The 23,364-nt window shown below is 47.5% G+C and carries 20 protein-coding genes; 8 read left to right on the top strand and 12 right to left on the bottom strand.

The window, feature by feature from the left end; genetic code table 11:
• Window positions 1–359 precede the first annotated feature (359 nt).
• A complete protein-coding gene (locus tag Q4Q49_RS11570; RefSeq protein ID WP_106648323.1) occupies window positions 360–689 on the top strand; it encodes a hypothetical protein in 330 nt (109 codons plus the stop codon).
• Window positions 690–847: 158 nt separating this feature from the next.
• Here Q4Q49_RS11570 and glpK read toward each other — a convergent pair whose 3' ends face one another.
• The 6 genes from glpK to leuA all read right to left on the bottom strand — a co-directional run bounded on the left by glpK (window position 848) and on the right by leuA (window position 9,174).
• Window positions 848–2,332, bottom strand: a complete 1,485-nt coding sequence (gene glpK / locus Q4Q49_RS11565; protein WP_311999412.1) for a glycerol kinase GlpK — start codon at window positions 2,330–2,332, stop codon at window positions 848–850.
• A gap of 193 nt (window positions 2,333–2,525) precedes the next feature.
• Complete coding sequence (locus Q4Q49_RS11560) at window positions 2,526–3,875, bottom strand: outer membrane protein transport protein (RefSeq protein WP_107949500.1); 1,350 nt, start codon at window positions 3,873–3,875, stop codon at window positions 2,526–2,528.
• Between the two features lie 526 nt (window positions 3,876–4,401).
• Complete coding sequence (leuD, locus tag Q4Q49_RS11555; RefSeq protein WP_006086690.1) at window positions 4,402–5,007, bottom strand: 3-isopropylmalate dehydratase small subunit; 606 nt, start codon at window positions 5,005–5,007, stop codon at window positions 4,402–4,404.
• Window positions 5,008–5,034: 27 nt separating this feature from the next.
• Window positions 5,035–6,441, bottom strand: a complete 1,407-nt coding sequence (gene leuC, locus Q4Q49_RS11550; RefSeq protein WP_311990577.1) for a 3-isopropylmalate dehydratase large subunit — start codon at window positions 6,439–6,441, stop codon at window positions 5,035–5,037.
• The gene (leuB, locus tag Q4Q49_RS11545) at window positions 6,441–7,535 is read right to left on the bottom strand and encodes a 3-isopropylmalate dehydrogenase (RefSeq protein WP_126491024.1); all 1,095 of its coding nucleotides are present in this window, start codon (window positions 7,533–7,535) and stop codon (window positions 6,441–6,443) included. The genes leuC and leuB overlap by 1 nt, the downstream gene beginning before the upstream one ends.
• 70 nt (window positions 7,536–7,605) lie before the next feature.
• Window positions 7,606–9,174: a 2-isopropylmalate synthase gene (gene leuA, locus Q4Q49_RS11540; RefSeq protein ID WP_310803145.1), complete on the bottom strand. Its 1,569-nt coding sequence runs from the start codon at window positions 9,172–9,174 to the stop codon at window positions 7,606–7,608.
• A gap of 507 nt (window positions 9,175–9,681) precedes the next feature.
• Here leuA and Q4Q49_RS11535 point away from each other — a divergent pair.
• Window positions 9,682–11,463 carry a diguanylate cyclase domain-containing protein gene (locus tag Q4Q49_RS11535; protein WP_311999411.1) on the top strand — a complete coding sequence of 594 codons (1,782 nt, stop codon included), beginning with the start codon at window positions 9,682–9,684 and terminating at the stop codon, window positions 11,461–11,463.
• Here Q4Q49_RS11535 and recQ read toward each other — a convergent pair.
• Window positions 11,445–13,268: a DNA helicase RecQ gene (gene recQ, locus Q4Q49_RS11530; RefSeq protein WP_311999410.1), complete on the bottom strand. Its 1,824-nt coding sequence runs from the start codon at window positions 13,266–13,268 to the stop codon at window positions 11,445–11,447. The two genes, Q4Q49_RS11535 and recQ, sit on opposite strands and share 19 nt — an antisense overlap.
• A gap of 328 nt (window positions 13,269–13,596) precedes the next feature.
• Between recQ and Q4Q49_RS11525 the strand changes: the two genes are divergently transcribed.
• Both Q4Q49_RS11525 and rarD read left to right on the top strand, forming a co-directional pair.
• Window positions 13,597–14,061, top strand: coding sequence for a thioesterase family protein (locus Q4Q49_RS11525; RefSeq protein ID WP_006079875.1), 465 nt, complete (start codon window positions 13,597–13,599; stop codon window positions 14,059–14,061).
• Window positions 14,062–14,262: 201 nt separating this feature from the next.
• The gene (gene rarD / locus Q4Q49_RS11520; RefSeq protein ID WP_006079874.1) at window positions 14,263–15,147 is read left to right on the top strand and encodes an EamA family transporter RarD; all 885 of its coding nucleotides are present in this window, start codon (window positions 14,263–14,265) and stop codon (window positions 15,145–15,147) included.
• A 22-nt stretch (window positions 15,148–15,169) separates the two neighbouring features.
• On the opposite strand, the gene Q4Q49_RS11515 is transcribed toward rarD, so the two are convergent.
• The 5 genes from Q4Q49_RS11515 to radC form a co-directional block, all read right to left on the bottom strand.
• Window positions 15,170–15,703 (bottom strand): PH domain-containing protein, encoded by a 534-nt coding sequence (locus Q4Q49_RS11515; RefSeq protein WP_311999409.1) that lies wholly within the window; start codon window positions 15,701–15,703, stop codon window positions 15,170–15,172.
• Window positions 15,704–15,822: 119 nt separating this feature from the next.
• A complete protein-coding gene (gene argA, locus Q4Q49_RS11510) occupies window positions 15,823–17,142 on the bottom strand; it encodes an amino-acid N-acetyltransferase (RefSeq protein WP_311999408.1) in 1,320 nt (439 codons plus the stop codon).
• A 323-nt stretch (window positions 17,143–17,465) separates the two neighbouring features.
• Window positions 17,466–17,639 carry a 50S ribosomal protein L33 gene (gene rpmG / locus Q4Q49_RS11505; protein WP_006079871.1) on the bottom strand — a complete coding sequence of 58 codons (174 nt, stop codon included), beginning with the start codon at window positions 17,637–17,639 and terminating at the stop codon, window positions 17,466–17,468.
• Window positions 17,640–17,645: 6 nt separating this feature from the next.
• Window positions 17,646–17,882 carry a 50S ribosomal protein L28 gene (gene rpmB / locus Q4Q49_RS11500; RefSeq protein WP_006079870.1) on the bottom strand — a complete coding sequence of 79 codons (237 nt, stop codon included), beginning with the start codon at window positions 17,880–17,882 and terminating at the stop codon, window positions 17,646–17,648.
• Window positions 17,883–18,003: 121 nt separating this feature from the next.
• Window positions 18,004–18,681 (bottom strand): RadC family protein, encoded by a 678-nt coding sequence (radC, locus tag Q4Q49_RS11495; RefSeq protein ID WP_006079869.1) that lies wholly within the window; start codon window positions 18,679–18,681, stop codon window positions 18,004–18,006.
• A 122-nt stretch (window positions 18,682–18,803) separates the two neighbouring features.
• Here radC and coaBC point away from each other — a divergent pair, with 122 nt between their 5' ends.
• The 4 genes from coaBC (at window position 18,804) to Q4Q49_RS11475 (ending at window position 23,231) form a co-directional block, all read left to right on the top strand.
• Window positions 18,804–20,027, top strand: a complete 1,224-nt coding sequence (gene coaBC, locus Q4Q49_RS11490; protein WP_311990635.1) for a bifunctional phosphopantothenoylcysteine decarboxylase/phosphopantothenate--cysteine ligase CoaBC — start codon at window positions 18,804–18,806, stop codon at window positions 20,025–20,027.
• Window positions 20,024–20,482: a dUTP diphosphatase gene (gene dut / locus Q4Q49_RS11485; RefSeq protein ID WP_311999407.1), complete on the top strand. Its 459-nt coding sequence runs from the start codon at window positions 20,024–20,026 to the stop codon at window positions 20,480–20,482. The genes coaBC and dut overlap by 4 nt, the downstream gene beginning before the upstream one ends.
• Window positions 20,483–20,516: 34 nt before the next feature.
• Window positions 20,517–21,110, top strand: a complete 594-nt coding sequence (gene slmA, locus Q4Q49_RS11480; RefSeq protein WP_259523122.1) for a nucleoid occlusion factor SlmA — start codon at window positions 20,517–20,519, stop codon at window positions 21,108–21,110.
• A 135-nt stretch (window positions 21,111–21,245) separates the two neighbouring features.
• Window positions 21,246–23,231, top strand: coding sequence for a S9 family peptidase (locus Q4Q49_RS11475; protein ID WP_311999406.1), 1,986 nt, complete (start codon window positions 21,246–21,248; stop codon window positions 23,229–23,231).
• Window positions 23,232–23,364: the final 133 nt, after the last annotated feature.

The following is a 23,364-nucleotide window of genomic DNA, read 5'->3' as shown; positions in this document are numbered from 1 at the left end:
AAAAAGAGTTGGATTCAGCATGAAAAACTAAATAACCATCCTAAATAAAGACGATCATCTTTTTGCAGATGGTTGAATATTAATGTCACGATTGCGAGAAGGCTCAAAATTTCTAGCCAAAATCCACCAAAAGCTCTACGCAAATCCAACAAAATTGCCTCGATTTCGAACTCGCGACTACTTGTTTCTTCTCAACCACTATGCTGCTTTCTTGCTGAGCACTACTTTAATTCACATCTGTTGCTCATACCAAAACCTTAAGCCCCTCATTCGCCTTAAACACTTAAACGGCGTATAGTCTAAATATTAACCGACTCCTGCCGATAACACGTTAAGAGCTGTAGTAACAAGGAGGCGTTATGAGTGGATTGGATAGCATTTATGCCATGCTGGCGCAGCCAGTGAAAGCCGTGTTACACCCTAAACGGGTCGTCGACCAAGTCAGTAGTGCAACCGCAAATGCCCCCGATAGCCATGAAACACCACAGTCGCAGTTACCCCCGACGTTAGAAGGGCGCGACGCAAAAGTCAGGGAAAGACGCAAAGATACTGATAACAGCAAGAATAAGAAACGCCGTGCATCGGATGAGCCCGAAGAATTAAAAGAAGGTGTCGTGCTTGAAGTGACCGACGATACCGCGGAAATTAAAAAGCCTCCGAGCCAACATATTATTGATGTTGAAGTATAAATCAGTACGAATACAAACGGAAAAAGCGCAATCCCATTGGATTAGCGCCTTTTTATTCACCACAATCGAGTCATATTTCAAACCAACCCAAACTTAATATCAAATTTAAGCATGCCTCAAGTCAAAGAACTCAAATTGAGTAGCTTAAGTCGAATAGCTTAGGCGCGCGTTCTGGCGACCGCATCCTGCCAACCTGCGTATAAGCTCGCCCGAGTCTGGGCGTCAATATTGGGGATAAAATGCTTATCGATACAGGCCTTATGCTCAAGCTCTATCACACTCTCCCAAAAACCCACCGCCAGCCCAGCTAAGAATGCCGCGCCCAAAGCGGTTGTCTCACAAACGCTTGGCCTTAGTACCTCAACATCGGTAATATCCGCTTGAAACTGCATTAAAAAGTCATTTGCGACCGCGCCACCATCCACCTTCAAACGCTTAAGGCTGACGCCACTGTCTTTGATCATGGCATCGAGTAAATCTTTACTCTGATAAGCGATGGATTCTAACGCCGCCCGAATAATATGATTACGATTGGCGCCACGGGTTAACCCAAATAGCGCGCCACGGGCATTCGGGTCCCAATAGGGCGCCCCGAGTCCGACAAAGGCGGGCACTAGATACACGCCATTGGTATCGGCAACCTTAGAGGCAAAATATTCGGTATCGCTGGCATCACGAATAAGCCCGAGTTCATCCCGCAGCCATTGAATGGTCGCACCGCCCATAAAGACTGAACCTTCGAGGGCGTAGTTCACTTCGCCCTTCGGCCCCACGGCAACTGTGGTCAGTAACCCATGGTTAGAGCGCACCGCTTTGGTCCCGGTATTCATCAATAAAAAACAGCCAGTGCCATAGGTATTCTTCGCCATGCCGGGCTCGACACACAGCTGACCAAAAAGCGCCGCTTGTTGGTCACCCGCCATCCCTGCGACTTGAATTTCACTGCCTTCACCAGCAATCCGCGTGGTGCCATACACACTGCAGGAAGGCTTCACTTCGGGCAACAAAGACAAGGGAATGTCTAAAGCTTCAAGTAACTTGTTATCCCAAGTCAGGCTATGGATATTAAACAGCATAGTACGGGCGGCATTGGTGGGATCGGTGACATGCACTTTGCCCTCGGTTAACTTCCACACTAGCCAAGTATCGATAGTGCCGAACAACAACTCACCGCGTTCAGCTTGCGCACTGGCATTGGGCACATTATCTAGAATCCACTTGATCTTAGTGCCTGAAAAATAAGGGTCGAGTAATAGACCTGTGTTTTCACGCACATACTCTTCTAGCCCTTGAGCTTTGAGTTGCTCACAAATTTCAGAGCTGCGACGGCACTGCCACACAATCGCGTTATAGATAGGTTTACCTGTGGCTTTCTCCCAAATGACAGTGGTTTCCCGCTGATTGGTAATGCCAATCGCGGCCACTTCATCGCTGTGGATCCCCGCGCGCGCCAGCACTTCAACTAACACTGAACTTTGGCTTGCCCAGATCTCCATGGGATCATGCTCGACCCAACCCGGATTTGGATACAACTGGGTGAATTCCCGCTGGGACACGCTGACAATGTTTGCGTCGTGATCGAACACTATCGCCCTTGAGCTGGTCGTGCCTTGATCTAAGGCCACCACGTATTTTTTCTGCACGCTACTATCCTATCTGAACTCTCCGCCGCCTTTTTATGCCGATGAGAGTTAACATGATCCACTACTTATGCAATGAATATATTCGCAATTTTCTGCCGTGACCAGCAAGCAAGCCGAAAAACAAGATAACGCCACCATGCTATAGCCATAAAAAAGCCCTGAAGATTCAGGGCTTTTTTAAACTACGCAGAACTTACATCTTATAGCTCATCTGGATACCCGCAAGCCACACATCGCCGCTCGCTTCACCGTTAAAGTTAACGGCCGCTAAGCCCAGTAGGTTTTGCTGTTCGTTGATTGGCGCATCGCCAGTTGCTTTGATATACGTCACAGCGAAATCAACGTTCAGATTCTTAGTCGCCTGATAACCGGCGCCGACAGAGAACCACAGACGGTCAGAGTCTGGAATTGTAGTTGTGCGCCACTCGTCATTTGCTGCCGTTTTGTCTAAAGCAACACCGGCACGCACTAACCAGTCATTATTCACTTGATAAGTGGTTCCCAGCGCGAAACGCCAGTTATCTTCAAAGTGCTCTTCTTTAACTAAATCAGACTCTAAATCGCCCTTAGGTTTAACGTCACCGGGGAAATAAGCCACCAGCTGATCAAATACACTCCAATCGGTCCAGTTCACGCTCGCGTGCATGGCCCAGTTATCGGTCAATTGGTGGTGGGAAGCAATTTCTGCAAAGGCGGGTAATTCAAGTGGTAAATAACCTTCAATAGACACGTCTTGACCACCGGTATACAAGACGCCAGAAGCATGACCATCTAAGTCCAATTGCACGCCGCTGTGATACGCAAAGCCTAAACGGTGAGCCGGATTGATCTGCCAGCTTGCACCTAACTGCCAGCCGTAACCCACATCATCACCCTTCATGCTTTTCAGCTCAGTGCCACCAGGAGGTAACATTGCCTGCACAGGAGCCGGCAGAGCCGGTTTGATGCCATCGACCCAACCGGGCAATGACGCACCAATTTCTCCTTCACCATAAACGATACGTACACCAGCACCTACGCTAACGGCATCATTGATGCGATAAGCGATGTTTGGATTAAACTCAACGGTTGTAACCGAAGTCTTGTTACCAAAAATAGCCGCAGCGTGGGTCGCAGGTAATTCAGTAGCTAAACCATAGTTAGAATTAACCGCTAGGCCCCATGTCCATTGATCATTTAACTGATTTGAGTAGTAAAAGTTCGGCACCAGTGCGTCATCGGCAACATCCAGTGCATCGCCACCTTTCATAACAACAGGATCTGGGCCAAGCAACGGCGAGCTAAGGCTGACATCGCCAGTCACATCGACGTTTGGCATGACATAAATACCACCCGTCGATAACTGACGACCTTCGAGATAAGTCAACATGGCTGGATTACGTGCTTGAGCCGAAGCGTTATCCGCCATAGCCGCTTCACCGGCAAAGGCGCGGCCTAAGCCTGTGGCAGAATATTCGGCTAATTGAAAACCAGCGGCATGGAGTTGAGTCGTTGAACTTAACAAGGCTGCAGTGACAGCCAAAGTCAGAAGACGTTTTTGCATCGTTATTCTCTAATAATATTATTGTTATCTGTACTACTTAAATGAGTACTGCGGCGTTCAGGCAAAATAGAGCAAACACTCCAGATTGAATGCGAAGCAGTTTACTTATGCAGAAGATGTTTGCAACCAAAGGAGATAAAACAGACAAAAACTCTAGCTAACGATGACTTTAAAACAGATTTAGTGACCAATATCACCATTTAAACAAAACTCAGCCTATATTCGCCCAGTTACTATTCGCAATGCTGATTAACTCAACATAGTAAAACCAAGAAATAACTATAATAAACAACACTATAAAATAACAAATCGTAGAAACACGTGTAAATCATTCAGTTGTAACAAATTCAGCATAAATCACTATCGATACAAAAAATCTATGACACACAAACAGCAATAAAAATTTATCACTTCAAATACAATTAGTTAAACCATGAGCAGATGATGATTTAAAACAAAAGCGCCTAGGTGTTAACCTAGGCGCTTAAATATGGACTCAACACCAGTACAAATGTGCGCTGAAAAACTAACGGCGCCAGCCTTGGATTTGGGTTTCGTACTGACTGATTTGCGCAGCATGGGACAAGGTCAGTCCAATCGCATCTAAACCGTTTAGCAACTTATGCCTTGCCGATTCTGCCAGCGTAAAACTAAACTCGGCGCCCGACGGTGAAATCACTTTGCAGCTTGTAAGATCAACCGTAATTTGTGCACCAGCTTCTGCCGCCACTTCATCCATTAATTGGCGCACCTGCGCGTGGGTTAACGCCACAGGTAATAGGCCGTTATTGATTGAGTTACCGTAAAAAATGTCAGCAAAACTCGGCGCAATAATCGCACGCAGACCAAAGTCTACCAGCGCCCAAGGCGCATGTTCGCGGCTTGAACCACAACCAAAGTTTTCCTGTGCCAAAAGAATCGACGCGCCTTTATAACGGCTTTGATTCAATGAAAACTCAGGATTAGGCTGATCGCCCGCATCATCTAAATAACGCCAGTCGTGAAATAAGTGCACGCCAAAACCATCGCGCGTCACCTTAGATAAAAACTGTTTCGGAATGATCTGATCCGTATCGATATTGGTGCTGTCGATCATGACCGCAAGCCCGGTATGGGTCGTAAAAGGTTGCATTAACTTCTCCTCTTGGGTTTACGGTAATTAGTAAGGTTTACGAATATCGACAAAATGCCCTGCCACCGCAGCGGCTGCAGCCATTGCAGGACTCACCAAATGAGTACGACTGCCGCGACCTTGGCGACCTTCGAAGTTACGATTACTGGTCGACGCGCAGCGATCACCCGCTTCTAATCTGTCATCGTTCATCGCTAAACACATAGAGCAACCCGGTAAACGCCACTCAAACCCCGCTTCGATAAAGATTTTATCTAAGCCTTCGGCTTCGGCTTGTGCTTTCACTTGGCCAGAACCTGGAACGACAATGGCGGTGACGCCACTCGCCACTTTACGGCCTTTGGCATGTACGGCGGCGCTGCGTAAATCTTCAATCCGTGAGTTAGTACAAGAACCGATAAACACCTTGTTGATACTGATGTCTGTCATCGGCGTACCCGCACTCAGGCCAATGTATTCTAAAGCCTTTTCCATACTAGCTCGGGTGCTTGGGTTAGCTTCATTAATGGGATCGGGTACTTTGCCATCGATTGCCACTACTTGGCCTGGGTTAGTACCCCAAGTCAATTGTGGCGCGATATCGGCGGCATCTAACTCAACGACAGCATCAAACACCGCGCCGTCATCGGTTTTAATGGCTTTCCAGTAAGCGACAGCCTCTGCCCAATCTTCGCCCTTTGGCGCAAATTCGCGGCCTGCTAAATAATCAAAAGTGGTTTGATCCGGCGCGACCATGCCCGCCTTCGCGCCCATCTCAATCGCCATGTTGCACACTGTCATGCGGCCTTCCATCGACAGGGCTTCGATCGCCTCACCACAGAACTCCACCACGTAACCCGTGCCACCATCCATGCCGATTTTGCCAATAATAGCGAGGACGATATCTTTGGCGGTCACGCCCTCGGTGACATGACCACGCACTTCAATCTTCATGGTCTTAGCTTTTAACTGACGCAGGGTTTGCGTCGCTAGAACGTGCTCAACTTCCGATGTACCAATCCCAAACGCCAATGCACCAAAAGCACCGTGGGTGGCGGTATGGGAATCGCCACACACAATCACAGTGCCCGGTAAAGTAATACCTAACTCTGGGCCCATCACATGCACAATACCTTGATTAGGATGATGAATATCATATAAGCGCACGCCAAAGTCTTTACAGTTTTGCGCTAAGGTTTCCACCTGAGTGCGCGCCATCGGGCTTAGGGCATCTAAGCTGGCGCTGCGAGTAGAAGTATTATGATCCATAGTAGCAAAGGTTTTTTCCGGCGCGCGCAGCTTACGGCCCGCGACTTTCAAACCGCTGAATGCTTGTGGTGACGTCACTTCATGGACTAAATGTCTGTCGACATAAATGACCGGCGCTTCGCCCTCGGGAGCAGCAACGATATGTGCATCCCATACTTTTTGGTACAAGGTCTTTGCGTTCGTCATTACACACCTTCCTTTATAGCATTGGCGATAAAGTCACCCATTTCTGCCGTCGATTTAGCCTCGCTACGCTTGTCGCTGCTCAACAGCTCGCCAGTTAAATAGCCAGAGTTCAAGGCTTTGCTCACGGCGCGCTCAATCGCACTCGCCGCTTCTTCTTGTTTCAAGCTATGACGCAACATTAATGCTGCCGACAGAATTTGTGCGACTGGGTTGGCTATCCCTTTACCTGCGATATCCGGCGCACTGCCACCCGCAGGTTCGAATAAACCAAAACCACTGCTGTTCATGCTCGCCGAGGACAACAAGCCCATAGAGCCCGTTAACATGGCTATTTCATCGGATAAAATGTCACCGAACAGGTTAGAACATAACATCACATCGAACTCATCGGGGCGGCGCAGCAGCTGCATGGTCGCGTTATCGATATAGATATGTTCCAGCTCAACATCGGGGAAATCAACCGCCACTTCTTCAACCACTTGGCGCCACAACACTGAACAAGCCAGTACGTTGGCTTTATCCACTGAGGTTACTTTTTTACGGCGACCACGGGCGGCTTCAAAGGCGATGCGGGCGATACGGCTAATTTCACGGCGGCTATAACGCATGGTATCGAAGGCTTCTTCATTCTCACCTTCACCTTGGCGGCCCTTTGGCTTACCAAAATAAATGCCACCGGTTAACTCACGCACACATAAAACATCAAAGCCACGGGCAGAGATATCGCTGCGCAGCGGTGACATATGCTCTAGGCCATCGTGCAGTTTGGCTGGGCGCAGATTGCAAAACAATTCGAAGTGACCACGCAGAGGCAATAGCGCGCCGCGCTCAGGTTGTTCATTTGGCGGTAACTTTTCCCACTTAGGACCGCCGACTGAACCAAATAGAATCGCATCGGCCGCTTCACAACCTTTTAGCGTGGCATCGGGTAGCGGGCAACCGTGGTTATCGATGGCAATACCGCCGACATCGTATTGCGTATACTCGATATTTAAATCGAATCGAACTTCCACTTCACGCAGCACTTTGCGCGCCTCTGCCATCACTTCTGGGCCGATCCCGTCCCCTGCTAATACTGCTACTTGATAACTCATACGCCAGCCAACTCCTTTAAATGTGAATGCTTTATGCTCGACCTTGCTACTCTTTGGATGCTTTTAGCGACTAAACGCCGCCTAGCTCTCGATTCTTTTGCATGCTTTGTTTGTAATCGGCGACCTTGTCTGCGCGACACGTTAAGTTCATCACATGCACTAAAGCGCGCGCCGAGGCTTCAACGACATCGGTCGCTAAACCTACACCGTGGAAGTTTTGCTCGTGATAAACGGCGGTAATGTCCACTTGACCTAAGGCATTTTGGCCTACGCCCTTAGCGCCTAACTTGTAGCTGATGATGTCGATACGACGATCAGTAGCACGGGCAATGGCGTTATAGGTGGCATCAACGGGACCATTACCGGTTGCGGCTTCGGTTTTAATTTCACCGCCCACTTCGATACGAACGGTAGCTGTGGCAACGCCTTCGGTAGAGTCAGACTGCACCACTAATTGCTGCAATTGATAGTGATTATCTTCTTCGGCCTGCGCTTCCATAAAGGCTAAGGCTTCTAAATCATAATCAAATACTTGGCCCTTTTTATCAGCCAATTTTAGGAACTCTTCGTACAGCGCATCCATATTGTAATCGTGCTCGCTATAGCCCATTTCTTCCATGCGATGCTTGATCACATGGCGACCAGAGCGCGAAGTCATATTCAAATTGTTGCGATTCAAACCTATGCTTTCTGGCGTCATGATTTCATAGGTATTTTGCGCTTTTAACATGCCATCCTGATGGATACCCGACGAGTGAGTGAACGCATTGGCACCGACAATCGCCTTGTTCGCCTGCACAGGCATGTTGCATAACTGGCTGACTAAATTAGAAGTACGGTGGATTTCCTTAGCGTTAATGCCTGTTTCCAAACCCAACATGCCCTTACGCGTCGCTAAAATCATAGCGATCTCTTCCAATGAACAGTTACCCGCACGCTCACCTATACCATTGATCGTACATTCGATTTGACGCGCACCGTGTTGCACTGCGGTTATCGAGTTAGCCACTGATAAACCTAAGTCATCGTGGCAATGCACTGAGATCACCGCTTGGTCGATGTTCGGCACGCGGTTAAACAGGGTTTGGATAATAGTGCCAAACTCGCTTGGCACTGTGTAACCGACCGTATCGGGAATGTTAATGGTACGCGCGCCAGCAAGAATCGCGGCCTCCACCATGCGGCACAGATTATCAATTGGCGTGCGTCCCGCATCCTCACAGGAAAACTCCACATCGTCGGTAAAGCGACGGGCGTATTTCACTGCGCCCACCGCCATCTCTAACACTTGATCGAAAGAACGCTTCAACTTGCTCTCAACGTGAATCGTCGAGGTCGAGATAAAGGTATGAATACGGAATTGATCAGCAACAGACAAGGCCTGCGCCGCGGCATCTATGTCCTTTTCAAGTGCACGGGATAACGCACAAACGCGACTATTTTTGATGGTTCGCGCTATGGTTTGCACCGACTCAAAATCACCGGGTGATGAGACAGGAAAACCCACTTCCATTACATCAACACCTAGACGTTCCAGCGCCATGGCGATCTGTAACTTTTCTTTGACCGAAAGGCTTGCGGCTAACGCCTGCTCACCATCACGTAAGGTCGTATCAAATATAATTACTCTGTTAGACATCTCGCTTCTCCATGGAACGTCACCGTTCATTATTTAACTTTTGCCGTATTCAGATACAAAAAACCCCGCAACATTGGTGCGGGGTTTGTGAATGCTTTGCCTATTTATCGAGCGTGCAACACTAAGACCTCCGCGTATAAACCGCGAGGAGAGAGAGTAGGAGGTCGAGTTTGCTGCTAATTCTATTCATTTTATTTAAATATTTATTCTGTTCAAATAATCTAGGACGGTTAATATTTAACTTGCCTAGCCGAGAGTGTCAACCCTAATTTTTTCATGTTCCACTCATTCGACCTGTCTTAAGGCCAATAACTGTGAGTTTTATCCCCGAATAAGTGATCGATTCCACAGAATTAACCCGCTGTTTGGATTCAGAAAGCACGGGGATGTGTTAACTTATTCCCCTTAGAAAATAATAGTTTTTTATGCAAAAAACGATTAAGAAAAGTTATAATCTCGCCTTAGTGATTACGGATATTAGAGCTTACGCATTTTATGGAGCACAAAATGGATTTTCGCGTCTTGGTACTGAGCCTGTTGTTATGGCTGATCCCCTTTGGGGCGAGTGCTATAGACCAGTTAGATGAGCTCACAGAACTCGTCTACCAATATCCCAGTAAAGCCCTGACTCAAATCACTGCCTTAGAAAAACAATTTACAACCCGTGCCACTTCTGACATTAATCGACTCAGATTGAGCGTGTTGAAATGCCAAAATCTGCTGCAACTGGGTGAGAACGAAGCCGCGATCAACGTGGCTCAGTTAGGCGAGGCCAATGCTAAGCAGCTTAAGCTCGATCAAGTTCGCCCCTACTTTTTGATTTGCCAAGCCGACGCCAATCTCAACTACAACAATATTCAGAATGCGCTGCCCTTGCTGGATTCAGCCATTACCTTAGCGCGACGCTATCAACAACCCCAAGCCTTAGTCGATGCCTTGCGTTTACGTGGTCAGCTCGATACCGACACAGATAACTTTTCCTCTGCCATCGAAGATTTACGTCTGGCCATCGATATTTATCCAGACATTCATACTCAGACCCAGAATTGGGTTTGGCCACCACAGGCTTATATTTATGCGGCCATGGGTAATTTACTCTACGCAACCCATGATTTCCCTCAGGCCATGTATTACACCAACTTAGGGATACAGAGCTCAGATGCCAAGGGCAAAGTGTTACATATCATTCTACGAAATGCGGCCAGAATAGCGCTCGATAATCAAGAATTCGATTACAGTGATAAACTCGAAAAACAAGCAAAGGCACTACTACCTGAACTCGGTTCGCCACTTGAACTTGCCTACAGCTATGCCATTTTAGCTTCAATCGCACTCGATAAAGGCCGCATCGACACAGCCGAAGAATACCTTTCTATCGCCATCAATACCTTCAAGAAACACAATCAGCAATTGGCTATGATGCGCTCGACCCGTCTGCTGGCACAAATACGCTTTGCCCAACATCAAGACGATGCCGCATTAATCCTAATGAATCACGCCATTGAACAAGCTGAAAATCTAAAACAGTATTCTGATCTCAAAGGATTTTACGGGATCATGAGCGATCACTACTTAGTGCAAGGGGATTTTAAGCAGGCCTATTCTTTTTTACTCAAACGCTATCGAGCTGCCGAACTCGCCAATCAAGGGATGAACACTACACGGATATTGCAATTTAAAGCCCGCCTAAATCAACAAGATCTGCAGCAGGATCAGAATAGTCCTGCGCCAGAAAAGGCATCGATCCTCCAAGAGTTAAATCTAGACTGGGCCTATAGCACTTTGTTCTTAATTGCGATGACGTTACTCGGCGGGGCTATTTGGTATTTGATTGATAAGCAAAATAATCGAGCGCCCCGTATCGAAGGCGAGGAGCCTGCGGAAACTCTGCTCCAACAAGTCACATCGGCCTTAAACATTGCCAAACAAGGTAATTATCCGCTGTCTTTATTACTTTTTAATGCGAGTCAAATACGGCAAGTTGACTTGCCGCCCCTGCAGGATGAGCTACAGCACAGATTGCGAGAGCAAGATAAGTTGATCCGATATTCGATGGATGAAATTGTGATTATCCTACCGCACACCTCTGCAGCTGGTGCTAAGAAAGTCGTCAATCAATTAGTGGCCTGTATTCAACCTTGGCAGGGGTCAAGCAAGGTCAATATTGGTATCGCGGCAATGCAGCAGTTTGATACGTTAGAGTCTTTAATTAAGCGCGCCAGTATCAATCAATTGGGTAAGGTTAAAATCAGTGAGAATAATCCAAACCATTATTCTCCCGCTAAATAAGCCGCGATTTCATCGAGAAAAGCGTCGCCGAAACGACTCAGTTTACGCTCGCCAACCCCGTTGACGGCGAGCATTTCCCCTGCACTGGTCGGCATCATGGCCGCCATTTCCGCCAGCGTCGCATCGTTAAACACTAAATACGGTGGCACATCCTGCTGCTCAGCTATGGTTCTTCGCAGTAACTTGAGTCGCGCGAATAGCTTACGGTCGTAGTTCAGCGGCGCCTTAGACTGGCTCACCTTGCGTTTTGTGGTCGTTAACTGAATGCGAGGTTCGGCGAGCATTAATGCCACCTCACCTTTGAGTACAGGTCGTGCCGATGGGTTTAAGGTTATAGATGAACCTCGCGTCACATCCTGACTCACCAGTCCCAAGTGGATCAATTGACGGATCACGCTCAACCAATACTCATGGCTCTTGTCTTTACCAATCCCCCAAGTCGTGAGTTTGTCATGGCCTCGGTCAACAATCGGGGCACCTTTCGAGCCGCGCAACACTTCAATCAAGTGATTAATACCAAAACGCTGCCCTAACCGGAAAATACATGACAACACCTTCTGCGCATCTTCGGTGCCGTTATAACGCTTAGGCGGGTCGAGGCAAATATCGCAGTTACCACAGGGCTCTAGTGCGCTCTCATCAAAGTAATGCAGCAACACTTGGCGGCGACAGGTCTGCGCCTCGGCAAAGGCGGCCATAGTATTAAGTTTGTGGAATTCGACCTGTTGCTGCGGCCCAGGCTCGGACTGTTCAATCAAATGTCTGACCCGACCAATATCGGCGGGATCGAACAACATAAAAGCTTCTGCATCAAGCCCATCACGGCCCGCTCGGCCCGTTTCCTGATAATAAGCCTCGATACTTTTCGGGATATCGTAATGCACCACAAAACGCACATTCGACTTGTTAATTCCCATACCGAAAGCCACAGTGGCGACCACGATATCGATTTGATCTTTAAGGAAACTATCTTGCACTGCGCCACGGTCTTCCTGCGTCATTCCCGCATGATAGGCCTTAGCATTAAAGCCTTGCAGACATAAACGATCGGCAACCTCGTCGACACGGCGACGACTACTACAGTAAATAATCCCGTTGGTGCCATTTTGCTGGGTTAGAAAATGCCGTAACTGGTTCGCAGCATTGAGCTTTTCCGCCACTGTGTAGCGAATATTAGGCCTGTCGAAACTAGAGAGTAAACGGAAAGGGTCAATCCCAAGTCGCTCGCAAATACTCTGCCGAGTCGCCTGATCCGCCGTTGCCGTCAGCGCCATCATGGGCACATAGGGGAAGAGTTGTTTTAGCTGGCCAAGCGCCGCATATTCAGGGCGAAAATCATGACCCCATTGGCTGATACAGTGCGCCTCATCGATGGCAAACATCGCTAACGGCAGTGACTGCATTCGCCCAATAAAATCGGCGCTCAATAAGCGCTCTGGTGACACATAAAGCAGTTTTAACTCACCGTGGCGCAGCTGCCTTAATACTTCGGCGCTCTGCTCTCGCGGCAATGAAGAATTGAGATAAGCCGCCGCAACACCGGTTTGCAACAAGCTATCGACTTGATCTTTCATCAAAGAAATCAATGGAGATACGACAATCGTAATGCCATCCATCAGCAACGCGGGGAGTTGATAGCACAGACTCTTACCGCCGCCCGTTGGCATGATCACTAAGCAATCTTGCCCGCCGCAGACACGTTCTATCACCTCCCGCTGACCGTCCCTAAAGTCACGGTAACCAAACACCTGTGCGAGGCGTTGCGAGAGCGGATCATCATGCGTGTCGAGTACGAGCTTTTCCATGGATCTTCTATGTCAAAAGTGAGGGGGCCTATTCTATACCCAAACTAGCTCAAAATGCAGGATTCAGCGGTAATTTAAAGTACTTTAGACGAGGCCATTCATCGCGATTGTAGCTATTTTAACCCCTAGTGGACTAAGCCAAAAATAACGAACGCGGGGTAAAGTACTTTAAAACCCGCCGAAACTGTGTCGTCATTTTAGCGACGGAGTTGCATTAGCCGTGAGCTTCACTGTAGATTAATTGCTCTAAGCCGCACTTTGTTCATCTCAGTGTTGATAACAAATCCAATTACGCCTAATGCAGTCACTCAGTGACAAGGACCCAATAATGACCAGCCCAATCCAAGCCGAAGCTTTGAGAAGAGTCGCAGCAGTATTTGATCAACATGTTCCTTTCCATAATCTACTCGGACTCGATATCAAGCGTTATGACATTGATGGCGTCGAAGTCGTGATCAACATGAAACCTGAGCTGATTGGTAATATCCACCAGCAAATCCTCCACGGCGGTGTGACAGCCACGGTACTCGATGTGGTTGGCGGACTCACCGCCTTTGCAGGACTGGTCGCCAGTCGTGATGATTGGACGGTCGAAGAGCTGCAGCAACGCCTGCAAACCCTAGGCACTATCGATATGCGCGTCGATTATCTACGGCCGGGACGCGGCCTCACCTTTACCGGGACGGGCAGCGTGATCCGCGCGGGCAATAGGGTGTCGGTATGCCGCATGGAATTGCATAATGAACAAGGCACACATATCGCTTTTGGGACAGGCACTTATATGGTGGGCTAGCCGTTTCACCGTAGATAACTCATTTACCGCATTAAAGCTCAAAGCCAGTAAACATCTTGATTAGCAAGATGTTTACTGGCGTTGATCGGCTATTTAATTTCTTATCGAGATATTCTGTAACCAAAAGAACGCGGCGATGCCCTTGAGTCAGCGGTCAGACACACCTACAATCGCCGTCTTGTTGTCCTTCGAAGATGTCTCATGCAAGATCTTGAATACCGCAAAGGGATCCTACTCGCCGTCAGTGCTTACTGTATGTGGGGTTTTGCGCCTTTATATTTCAAATTACTCAACCATGTCTCTGCCACCGAAATTTTGCTCCATCGGGTGATTTGGTCATTCGTGTTTATGCTGATCATTATGCAGTTTATCGGCGGGTTCTCACGCTTACGCTTACTGTTTAAACAACCTAAACAGCTGATGGTTCTCACCATTACTTCCATACTGATCGCGGGAAACTGGCTGCTATTTATCTGGGCGGTGAATAACGATCACATGCTCGATGCCAGCCTAGGTTACTTTATTAACCCTCTGCTCAACGTCTTGCTTGGTATGTTATTTCTAGGCGAAAGGTTACGTAAGCTGCAATGGTTTGCGGTCGCACTCGCCAGTGCTGGTGTGTTGATCCAATTAATCTCTTTTGGCTCTATTCCAATTGTCTCACTGGCACTCGCGGGCACCTTTGGTTTCTATGCGCTGCTGCGAAAAAAGGTCAATGTGGATGCTAAGGCTGGCTTATTGGTCGAAACCGCAGTGTTATTACCGGTCGCGCTAATTTACCTAGTCGCGACCTTAGACACAGCGACAGCGAGCATGCTGACCAACGATTGGCAACTTAATCTGATGTTAATGGCAGCGGGAATAGTGACCACGATTCCTTTACTCTGTTTTGCAGGGGCGGCGGTACGGATTCCATTATCTATGCTTGGATTTTTCCAATATATCGGCCCAAGTATTATGTTCATCCTAGCAGTGAGTCTGTTTAATGAGCCCTTCGATGCAGAAAAAGGCGTGACCTTCGGTTTTATCTGGAGTGCCCTGTTAGTATTTACCTTAGACATGGCCTATAAACGCAAAGCGGCGTGATCATTATCACGCCGATAAACAGTTACAGAAGTGATGATGACTTCTGTAACTGTGCTAAAAATTCACTCCCTTGCGGCACTGTCAGTAATAAACTGTAGCCTTTAACCGTTGGCACTAACACTAACTGCGATTTATCTGTTATCGCCAGAAATGCTCTACCTTTTCCCTGCAAATTAAACCAGCCTAATTGAAACCCTGGCATGCCTATGCCGTTGGTTTTAAAGCTCGGCGTTAAATCTGCCTCTTGCTGCAAATCGACTATGCGCGCCTCGGCGGGCAATAAATCCGCGCGGGATAACTGCACTTTATAGAAGGGCACATCCACTGTAAGTTCAGTATCGGTTAACACTAACTCGGCGCTATTGGATTGATAATAAACCCATGAAAATCCGCCCATCATCACCAGCAATATGCCTAAACTCGCCGACTTCGCTATCTTAGGCATATTTTTTAGCCATAACATCAGCAAGATACCCGCTAAACCGAGCAATAAGACGATAAAACTGAAGATAGAGGTCTGGGTGAAAGGGGCGAGTTCGAAGTATTGAGGACTCATTGGCAGCATCTCCCGTGCAGTGAAGTCTTAATCTGCCAATAAAGACATATTATGTCAATAAAAATGCCAGCGCTAATATGAGTACTAGGCTGGCATTGATTGGATTGATTTAGAACGGCTTAGAGATCGAGCGCGAGAATTTTGGAGCGGCGTTGATAGTTATACAACTGCTTTTTCTTCTGTGGCAGTGCTTCAACATCTTCAATCACAAAACCATGCTCGAGGAACCAGTGAATGCTCCGTGTTGTCAGCGCAAACAAGCGTGAATAACCGCGGTTTCTGGCCTGATTGATAATGTTCTTCAGCAGTAAGCTCCCTCTGTCGGCATCGCGATAATCGGGATGCACCACCAAACAGGCAAACTCGCCCGCATTGTCCTCTTCAAAAGGATAAAGCGCAGCGCAACCAATCACTAAACCATCACGTTCAATCAACATGAACTGTTCAATTTCAATCTCGAGCTGCTCACGGCTACGACGCACCAGAATGCCTTGCTCCTCCAATGGACGAATAAGGTTCAGTACACCGCCAATATCGGCGATCGACGCACAGCGTAAACGCTCGGCACTCTCAGTCACGATTTGCGTGCCTATCCCTTCGCGAGAAAACAGTTCCTGCAGCAAAGCGCCATCTTCGAGGTAGCTAACTAAGTGACAACGCGGCACACCATTGCGGCAAGCATCAATACTCGCTTTCAAGAAAGCCATAGTGCCAATGCAGGCAGAACCTTGCTCGGCCAGCTTGTTCATGATGTTTTGCGCATCGTTCGGCATCAACTCGGCAATGACATCGCCATTGCGATCGAGAATACCGTTCTGTGAGCTAAAACCGATCATCTTATCTGCTTTGAGTTTGATCGCCACCTGGGTCGCGATTTCCTCGGCGGTCAGATTAAAACTTTCACCCGTCACAGAAGCTGCAATCGGCCCCATCAATACGATGCAGTGATTATCTAACTGACGTTTTAAGCCTTGCACATCGATACGACGCACTTTGCCACTCAGGCAAAAATCCACACCATTGTCGACACCAAGAGGTTGAGCAATCACAAAGTTTCCGCTCACTAAGTTAATTTGAGCGCCTTGCATCGGCGTATTGCTTAAGCTCATGGATAAACGCGCTGTGATATCAAATTGCAGTGCACCCGCAACTTGCTTGATCACTTTGAGCGAGTCTTCATCCGTGATACGCACACCTTCGTGGTAGGCAGGTTCAATACCGTTGACGGCTAATGCAGCATCAATCTGCGGCCTAGCGCCATACACCAACACCACTTTAATCCCTAAACTGTGCAGCAGGGCGACATCATTTAAGATGGCGCGGAAGTGACTCTGAGCCAAAGCTTCACCACCCAGCATGACCACAAAAGTTTTACCTCTGTGAGCATTAACATAGGGGGCAGAGTGACGAAATCCATCAACCAGTTCAGTGGTACGCACGCGTTATTTACACCTCATTTTTGAGCTGGCAGCGTCACTATGACATGCCAGGAATGAATCGCTAACTTTCGCGTATGGTATTGCATTTTAATTCACATATAAAGAATTTATTCTCACTAAGGTGCAGCTTTAATGATTTAAAGTGCTTAGAACTGCACTATTTTATATTTTCAGCAAGTGTTCACACTTTTTTAGCTTCACAGGGGATGATTCAGCGGCTTAAGTTTGCGAGGCAATTATCTCAACTTGATGACTAACTACTAAAAAAAGCGCAAAAAAAAGCCCCTTAAATAAGGGGCTTTTCTCGAAACACTAACCAAGGATTACTTGATTTTTGCTTCTTTGTAGATAACGTGCTGACGAATAACTGGATCAAATTTTTTGATTTCCATTTTTTCAGGCATGTTACGCTTGTTTTTTTCAGTTGTGTAGAAGTGACCAGTCTTAGCTGTAGAAACTAATTTGATCTTCTCACGATTACCTTTAGCTTTAGCCATGATCTATTATACCTTCTCGCCACGAGCACGAAGTTCAGCAACAACAACTTCGATACCTTTTTTGTCGATCAGACGAATACCTTTAGTAGATACACGTAACTGTACGAAACGCTTTTCTTCTTCTAACCAAAAACGGTGGTTTTGTAGGTTAGGTAAAAAACGACGACGGGTCGCGTTTTTTGCGTGCGAACGGTTGTTACCAACCATCGGCTTCTTGCCAGTAACTTGGCATACTCTTGACATGTCAATCTTCTCCAAAAACAATTTTAACGCTCGAGCATTAATGTGCCTCGTATGGCCGTCGCCCGAGGCACAAAGAGGGCGCATTTTATACACGATCACAGAGTGAAGATCAAGTGTTAGATTAATTAATCCAGCCTCGTTCTGCAAAAGAAACTATCTCTCGATCACCTACAACCATATGGTCCAACAAGGATACGTCTATGGTTGCTAACGCATTTTTTAATCGCTCAGTTATTCGTCGGTCAGCCTGACTGGGCTCGGCAATACCAGACGGATGATTATGACAAACTATAACTGCTGCGGCCTTTTTCTCCAGCACTAAGCTCACCACTTCACGTGGGTACACTGAGGCTGAGTCTATTGTACCGCGGAATAATTCGACAAATTGAATCACTCTATGCTGGCTATCCAGCAGTAAAACTGCGAACACTTCATAGGAGCGATCGGCCAATTGTCTCATTAAATAGTCCCGAGTTAAATCGGGATTTGTTAAAACTTGACCTCTTTGCAGATTTTCCTGCGCTACACGCCGCGCTAATTCGGCAGCAGCTTGAAGCTGGGCGTATTTTACAGGTCCTACGCCCGGAAGTCGACATACCTGATTTCGAGGCGCACAAAGCAGGTTTCTGAGGCCGCCAAACTCGCTAATAAGCGACCTTGCAAGATCAACCGCGTTTAATCCCGCCAAACCGTTCCGCAGTAATACCGCCAATAACTCCGCATCCGACAGTTGCCCCGCCCCTTTTTGTAACAGTTTATCTCTGGGACCTTCCCCCTCAGGCCAATCTTTAATGCCCATGCGACCTCCCTGTCATCTCACATATTTTCACTTTACTGAGTATGGACGAGATTTTTTGAACTGGGAGAGTCACTAAAATTCACCGCTTTGTGATATTGTTGGCGGCATTATTTCTATCTCGGATGATGTCTGTGAGTCTGACAAATAAAAACGTCCTGCTGGGCATTGGTGGCGGTATTGCGGCCTATAAAAGTGCTGATTTAGTCCGTCGCTTAAAAGAGCGTGGCTTTGATGTACGCGTGGTGATGAGTCAAAGTGCGATGGAATTTATCACGCCTTTGACGCTGCAAGCGTTATCTGGACATCCCGTTGCCTCAAGCCTACTCGATCCTGCGGCAGAAGCAGCCATGGGCCACATCGAACTCGCTCGTTGGGCAGATCTCGTCATCATCGCCCCTGCAACCGCAAACCTATTGGCGCGGATTAATGCCGGCATGGCCGATGAGCTGATCACCACCACGTGTCTTGCCACAGAGGCGCCTATCGCCCTGTGTCCGGCAATGAATCAGCAGATGTACCGTAATCTGGCGACGCAGGCGAATTTAACCAGTCTGGCATCCCGCGGCTTTACCCTTTGGGGACCCGCAAGTGGCAGTCAAGCCTGTGGTGAAGTCGGCCCGGGTCGTATGTTAGAGCCATTAGACATAGCGGAACTGGCTACACAATTTTTTGCCACGCATGACGCCGTTGAATTTAAGCCACTCGCAGGACAGTCGGTGCTGATCACCGCAGGACCAACCCGTGAGGCGATTGATCCCGTCAGATACATTTCGAATCACAGTTCTGGAAAAATGGGCTTTGCCTTAGCCAAAGCCGCAGCAGATATGGGCGCAACGGTCACCTTAGTCTCTGGCCCAGTGAATCTAAGCACCCCAGAAGGCGTGACCCGCATTGATGTTGAATCGGCGCAGAATATGCTCGATGCTGTGATGGATAGCGTTGATAAAAAAGATATTTTTATTGGTTGCGCCGCCGTTGCTGACTATCGCATTAGCGACATTGCCACCTGTAAGATCAAAAAATCGGCAGAAGAAATGCAACTTGCGCTGGTGAGGAATCCTGATATCTTAGCCACGGTTGCGAGCTTACCTAACCGTCCTTTTGTGGTGGGATTCGCCGCAGAAACCCATGATGTAGAAGCCTACGCCCGCGATAAACTCAAACGTAAAAACTTGAATATGATCGCCGCAAACGACGTTTCCGTTGCAGGTATTGGCTTTAATGCCGATGCCAATGCCCTGCGAGTGTTTTGGCCGCAAGGTAGCCAAGATTTGCCCGCCACTGACAAACTCACGCTGGCACGGCAATTACTTTCGTTGATAGTGAAAGAAAAAACAAATACATGAAAACACCGATTGAATTAAAAATTCTCGACTCCCGTATCGGCTCAGAATTTCCTTTACCTGCCTACGCCACACCGGGCAGTGCAGGCATGGATCTTCGTGCCATGATCGACACGACTTTGACCATAGTACCGGGTGAAACCGTGCTTATTCCAACTGGGATTGCCGTTCATGTTGCCGATCCCGGGCTGGCTGCTGTGATTTTGCCGCGCTCAGGTCTTGGCCATAAACACGGTATCGTACTGGGGAATCTGGTCGGACTCATAGATTCTGATTACCAAGGCCCTCTAATGGTATCTTGCTGGAATCGTAGCGACAGTCCATTCACCTTAGAAATTGGCGATCGTCTCGCACAACTGGTGTTTGTTCCTGTAGTACAAGCACAATTCAAACTCGTTGATGAGTTCGACAGCTCAGATCGTGGTGAAGGCGGATTTGGCCATTCAGGCACTAAATAATCCCCAAAATCGTTATTGAGCCAAGGATACTGCAATGGCTGTAAGCCCAAAAATTAATCGTCGTGAACATATTTTGCAATGCCTAGCGCAAATGCTAGAAACCAACCCAGGACAAAGGATCACCACAGCGAAACTGGCCTCAGAAGTCGGTGTATCGGAAGCCGCCCTGTACCGTCACTTCCCGAGTAAAGCACGGATGTTCGAAGGCTTAATCGAATTTATCGAAGAGTCGTTATTGTCGCGCATCAATTTAATCATGGATGACGAAAAAGACACCATGAAGCGCTGCCAGCTTGTTTTACAACTCCTGCTGATTTTTGCCGAGCGAAACCCGGGTATTTCCCGCGTACTCAATGGTGATGCGCTGCTCGGAGAAAATGAACGCCTCCGTAGCCGCATTAGTAATTTATTTGCCAAAATAGAAACTCAACTTAAGCAAATTTTGCGGGAAAAGACGCTGCGAGAAGGCAAAGGCTTTAATTTAGATGAGGCAATTTTAGCCAATTTACTGTTAGCCTTTGCCGAAGGCCGAATCGCTCAATTTATACGAAGTGAATTCAAACTCAAACCTACCACACACTTCGATGAACAGTGGCGCTTTATCCAACATCAACTGTTGCAAAGCTAATGATTTTTCAACATAAAGGACGGTAACTATCGTCCTTTATTTTCAATATTCCTTCCTTGTTTCACTTCATCTTTTGTTTTATCCTCGAAAAACATTTTCAGAACAAAAAACACAATGATTTTACAAGGATGTCAGATGAAAATTTTGCCTTTTGTCGTTTTGGCCACCACTTGCTTACCCATGATGCCTATCAACACATTTGCGGTTGAGACCTCGGCAACGAGTGCATTATCACAATCACAATTATTTAGCCGAGGAGATGAATACGCGAACGTAAAAATATCTCCTACTGGCAAATACTTAAGTGCAATTACCAGTGTCGAGGGTAAAAATGTACTCATAGTACTAGATGCTCAAACCAAAAAACTGCTGAATGCGATTCGCTTCCCAAGCAACGCCCAGGTAGGCACCTATGAATGGGCCAATAGCGAGCGCATTGTGCTGGCAAAAGAATACCTTAAGGGCTGGAGCGATGTCCCCCAATACTACGGCGAGTTAATGGCGGTCAACGCCGATGGTTCTCGCCCTAAATATCTATTTGGTTATAACAGCGGCGAGCAGCAAACGGGTTCAAATCTCAGGAAAAATACCGCCATAAATGCCACAGCATTCATACTGGACCCTCTACCGGATGATGAGCGCTATATGCTGGTCAATGCGCTCCCATGGACTGGTGCCCCGGACTTAAGTGAAACACGTCAGGATGTCTACCGCGTTGACCTTTTTAGCGGGGTTCGCAAACGCATAACAGGCTCCCCCATAGGCCGAGCTCGCTTTATGACCGACCATGATGGTGAAGTCCGCTTTGTGGCAGGGGAAGACAGCAAAAACATCACTAAAGTCTTTTACCGCAAAGATAGCGAATGGATAAACACCGATAAACTCAACCTAGGCTTAAGTGATTTTACGCCTATCTCCTTCGCTGATAATAGAAATTCCATCTATGCTGCGGGTCGCGTGGGCACTGAAACCTTAGGTGTATATCGCATCAACCTAGAAACAGGCGAAAAGGCCGAGATCATTCAAGATGAGGTCGTTGATCCCAGCAACTTCTGGATCAACGGCACCAATAAGCAGCTCTACGCCATTGAGTTTGAAAATGGCTATCCAAGCTATGCCTTTGTTGATAACAACGACAACCACGCCAAACTACTCAAGGATTTAATTGCTGCTGTACCGGGACATCAAGTACGAATTGTTAGCGAAACCCGAGATGCTGAAAAACTCGTTGTAGTTGCATTTAACGATCGTAATCCTGGTGATTACTACATATTTGATACGAAAAAACTGAAACTTGAATATCTAGCAGCCGCTAAAAAATGGCTCGACCCAGAGCAAATGGCGGAGGTAAAACCCATCAGTTTCACCAGTCGTGATGGTAAGACAATCAACGGTTATTTGACGCTACCTTTCGGTAAAGAAGCTAAAAATCTGCCCTTAGTTGTCAATCCGCACGGTGGTCCACACGGTATCCGCGACTGGTGGGGATTTGATCCACAAAATCAATTACTCGCTCAAAATGGTATGGCGGTGTTGCAGGTGAACTTCCGTGGTTCTGGCGGTTATGGTGAGAGCTTCGAGCAAGCTGGCTATCAAAAATGGGGGTCAGATATTCAGCACGACATTATAGACGCGACTCAGTACGTCATTGACCAAGGCCTTGCCGATAAAGAACGGGTGTGTATTGCTGGCGGTAGCTTTGGCGGCTATAGCGCACTGCAAAGCGCCATATTAGCGCCCGATATGTTTAAATGCGCGGTTGGGTTTGCTGGTGTGTATGATCTTGAATTAATGTTTGATGAAGGTGACGTGGCCAGAACACGTTCAGGAACAAGCTATCTCAAGGACGTACTTGGCCAAGACAAAGCCACCCTAATAGCCATGTCGCCCTCAGAAAACGTTGCCAAATTAAAAGCGAACCTCTTACTCGTTCACGGTGGTGAAGATGAGCGAGCGCCAATTGAGCAACTCGAATCCCTCGAGAAGGGCCTAAAAGCTCACAATTATCCTTACCAAAAACTAGTAATGGACAATGAAGGGCACGGTTTTTATAACGATGTGCATAGAGCGAAATACTATGAACAAATGCTCAGCTTCCTAAAAACCAATCTAAAACTTTAGGATTTACTCAAACTTGCCGTCACTGCCAGTCTAAACTCGATTGGCAGTGGCTGATTTAAAGCCGATATCCGATAAGGACTATCGGCTTTTTCATGTGGCCCATGATCGTTTTTCGGTATGAATTATCTGCAAT

Source organism: Shewanella sp. SP1S1-7 (assembly GCF_031932105.1).
Taxonomy (GTDB): domain Bacteria; phylum Pseudomonadota; class Gammaproteobacteria; order Enterobacterales; family Shewanellaceae; genus Shewanella; species Shewanella baltica.
The sequence above is the reverse complement of the archived record's forward strand: the minus strand, read 5'-3'. Positions and strand labels throughout refer to the sequence as shown.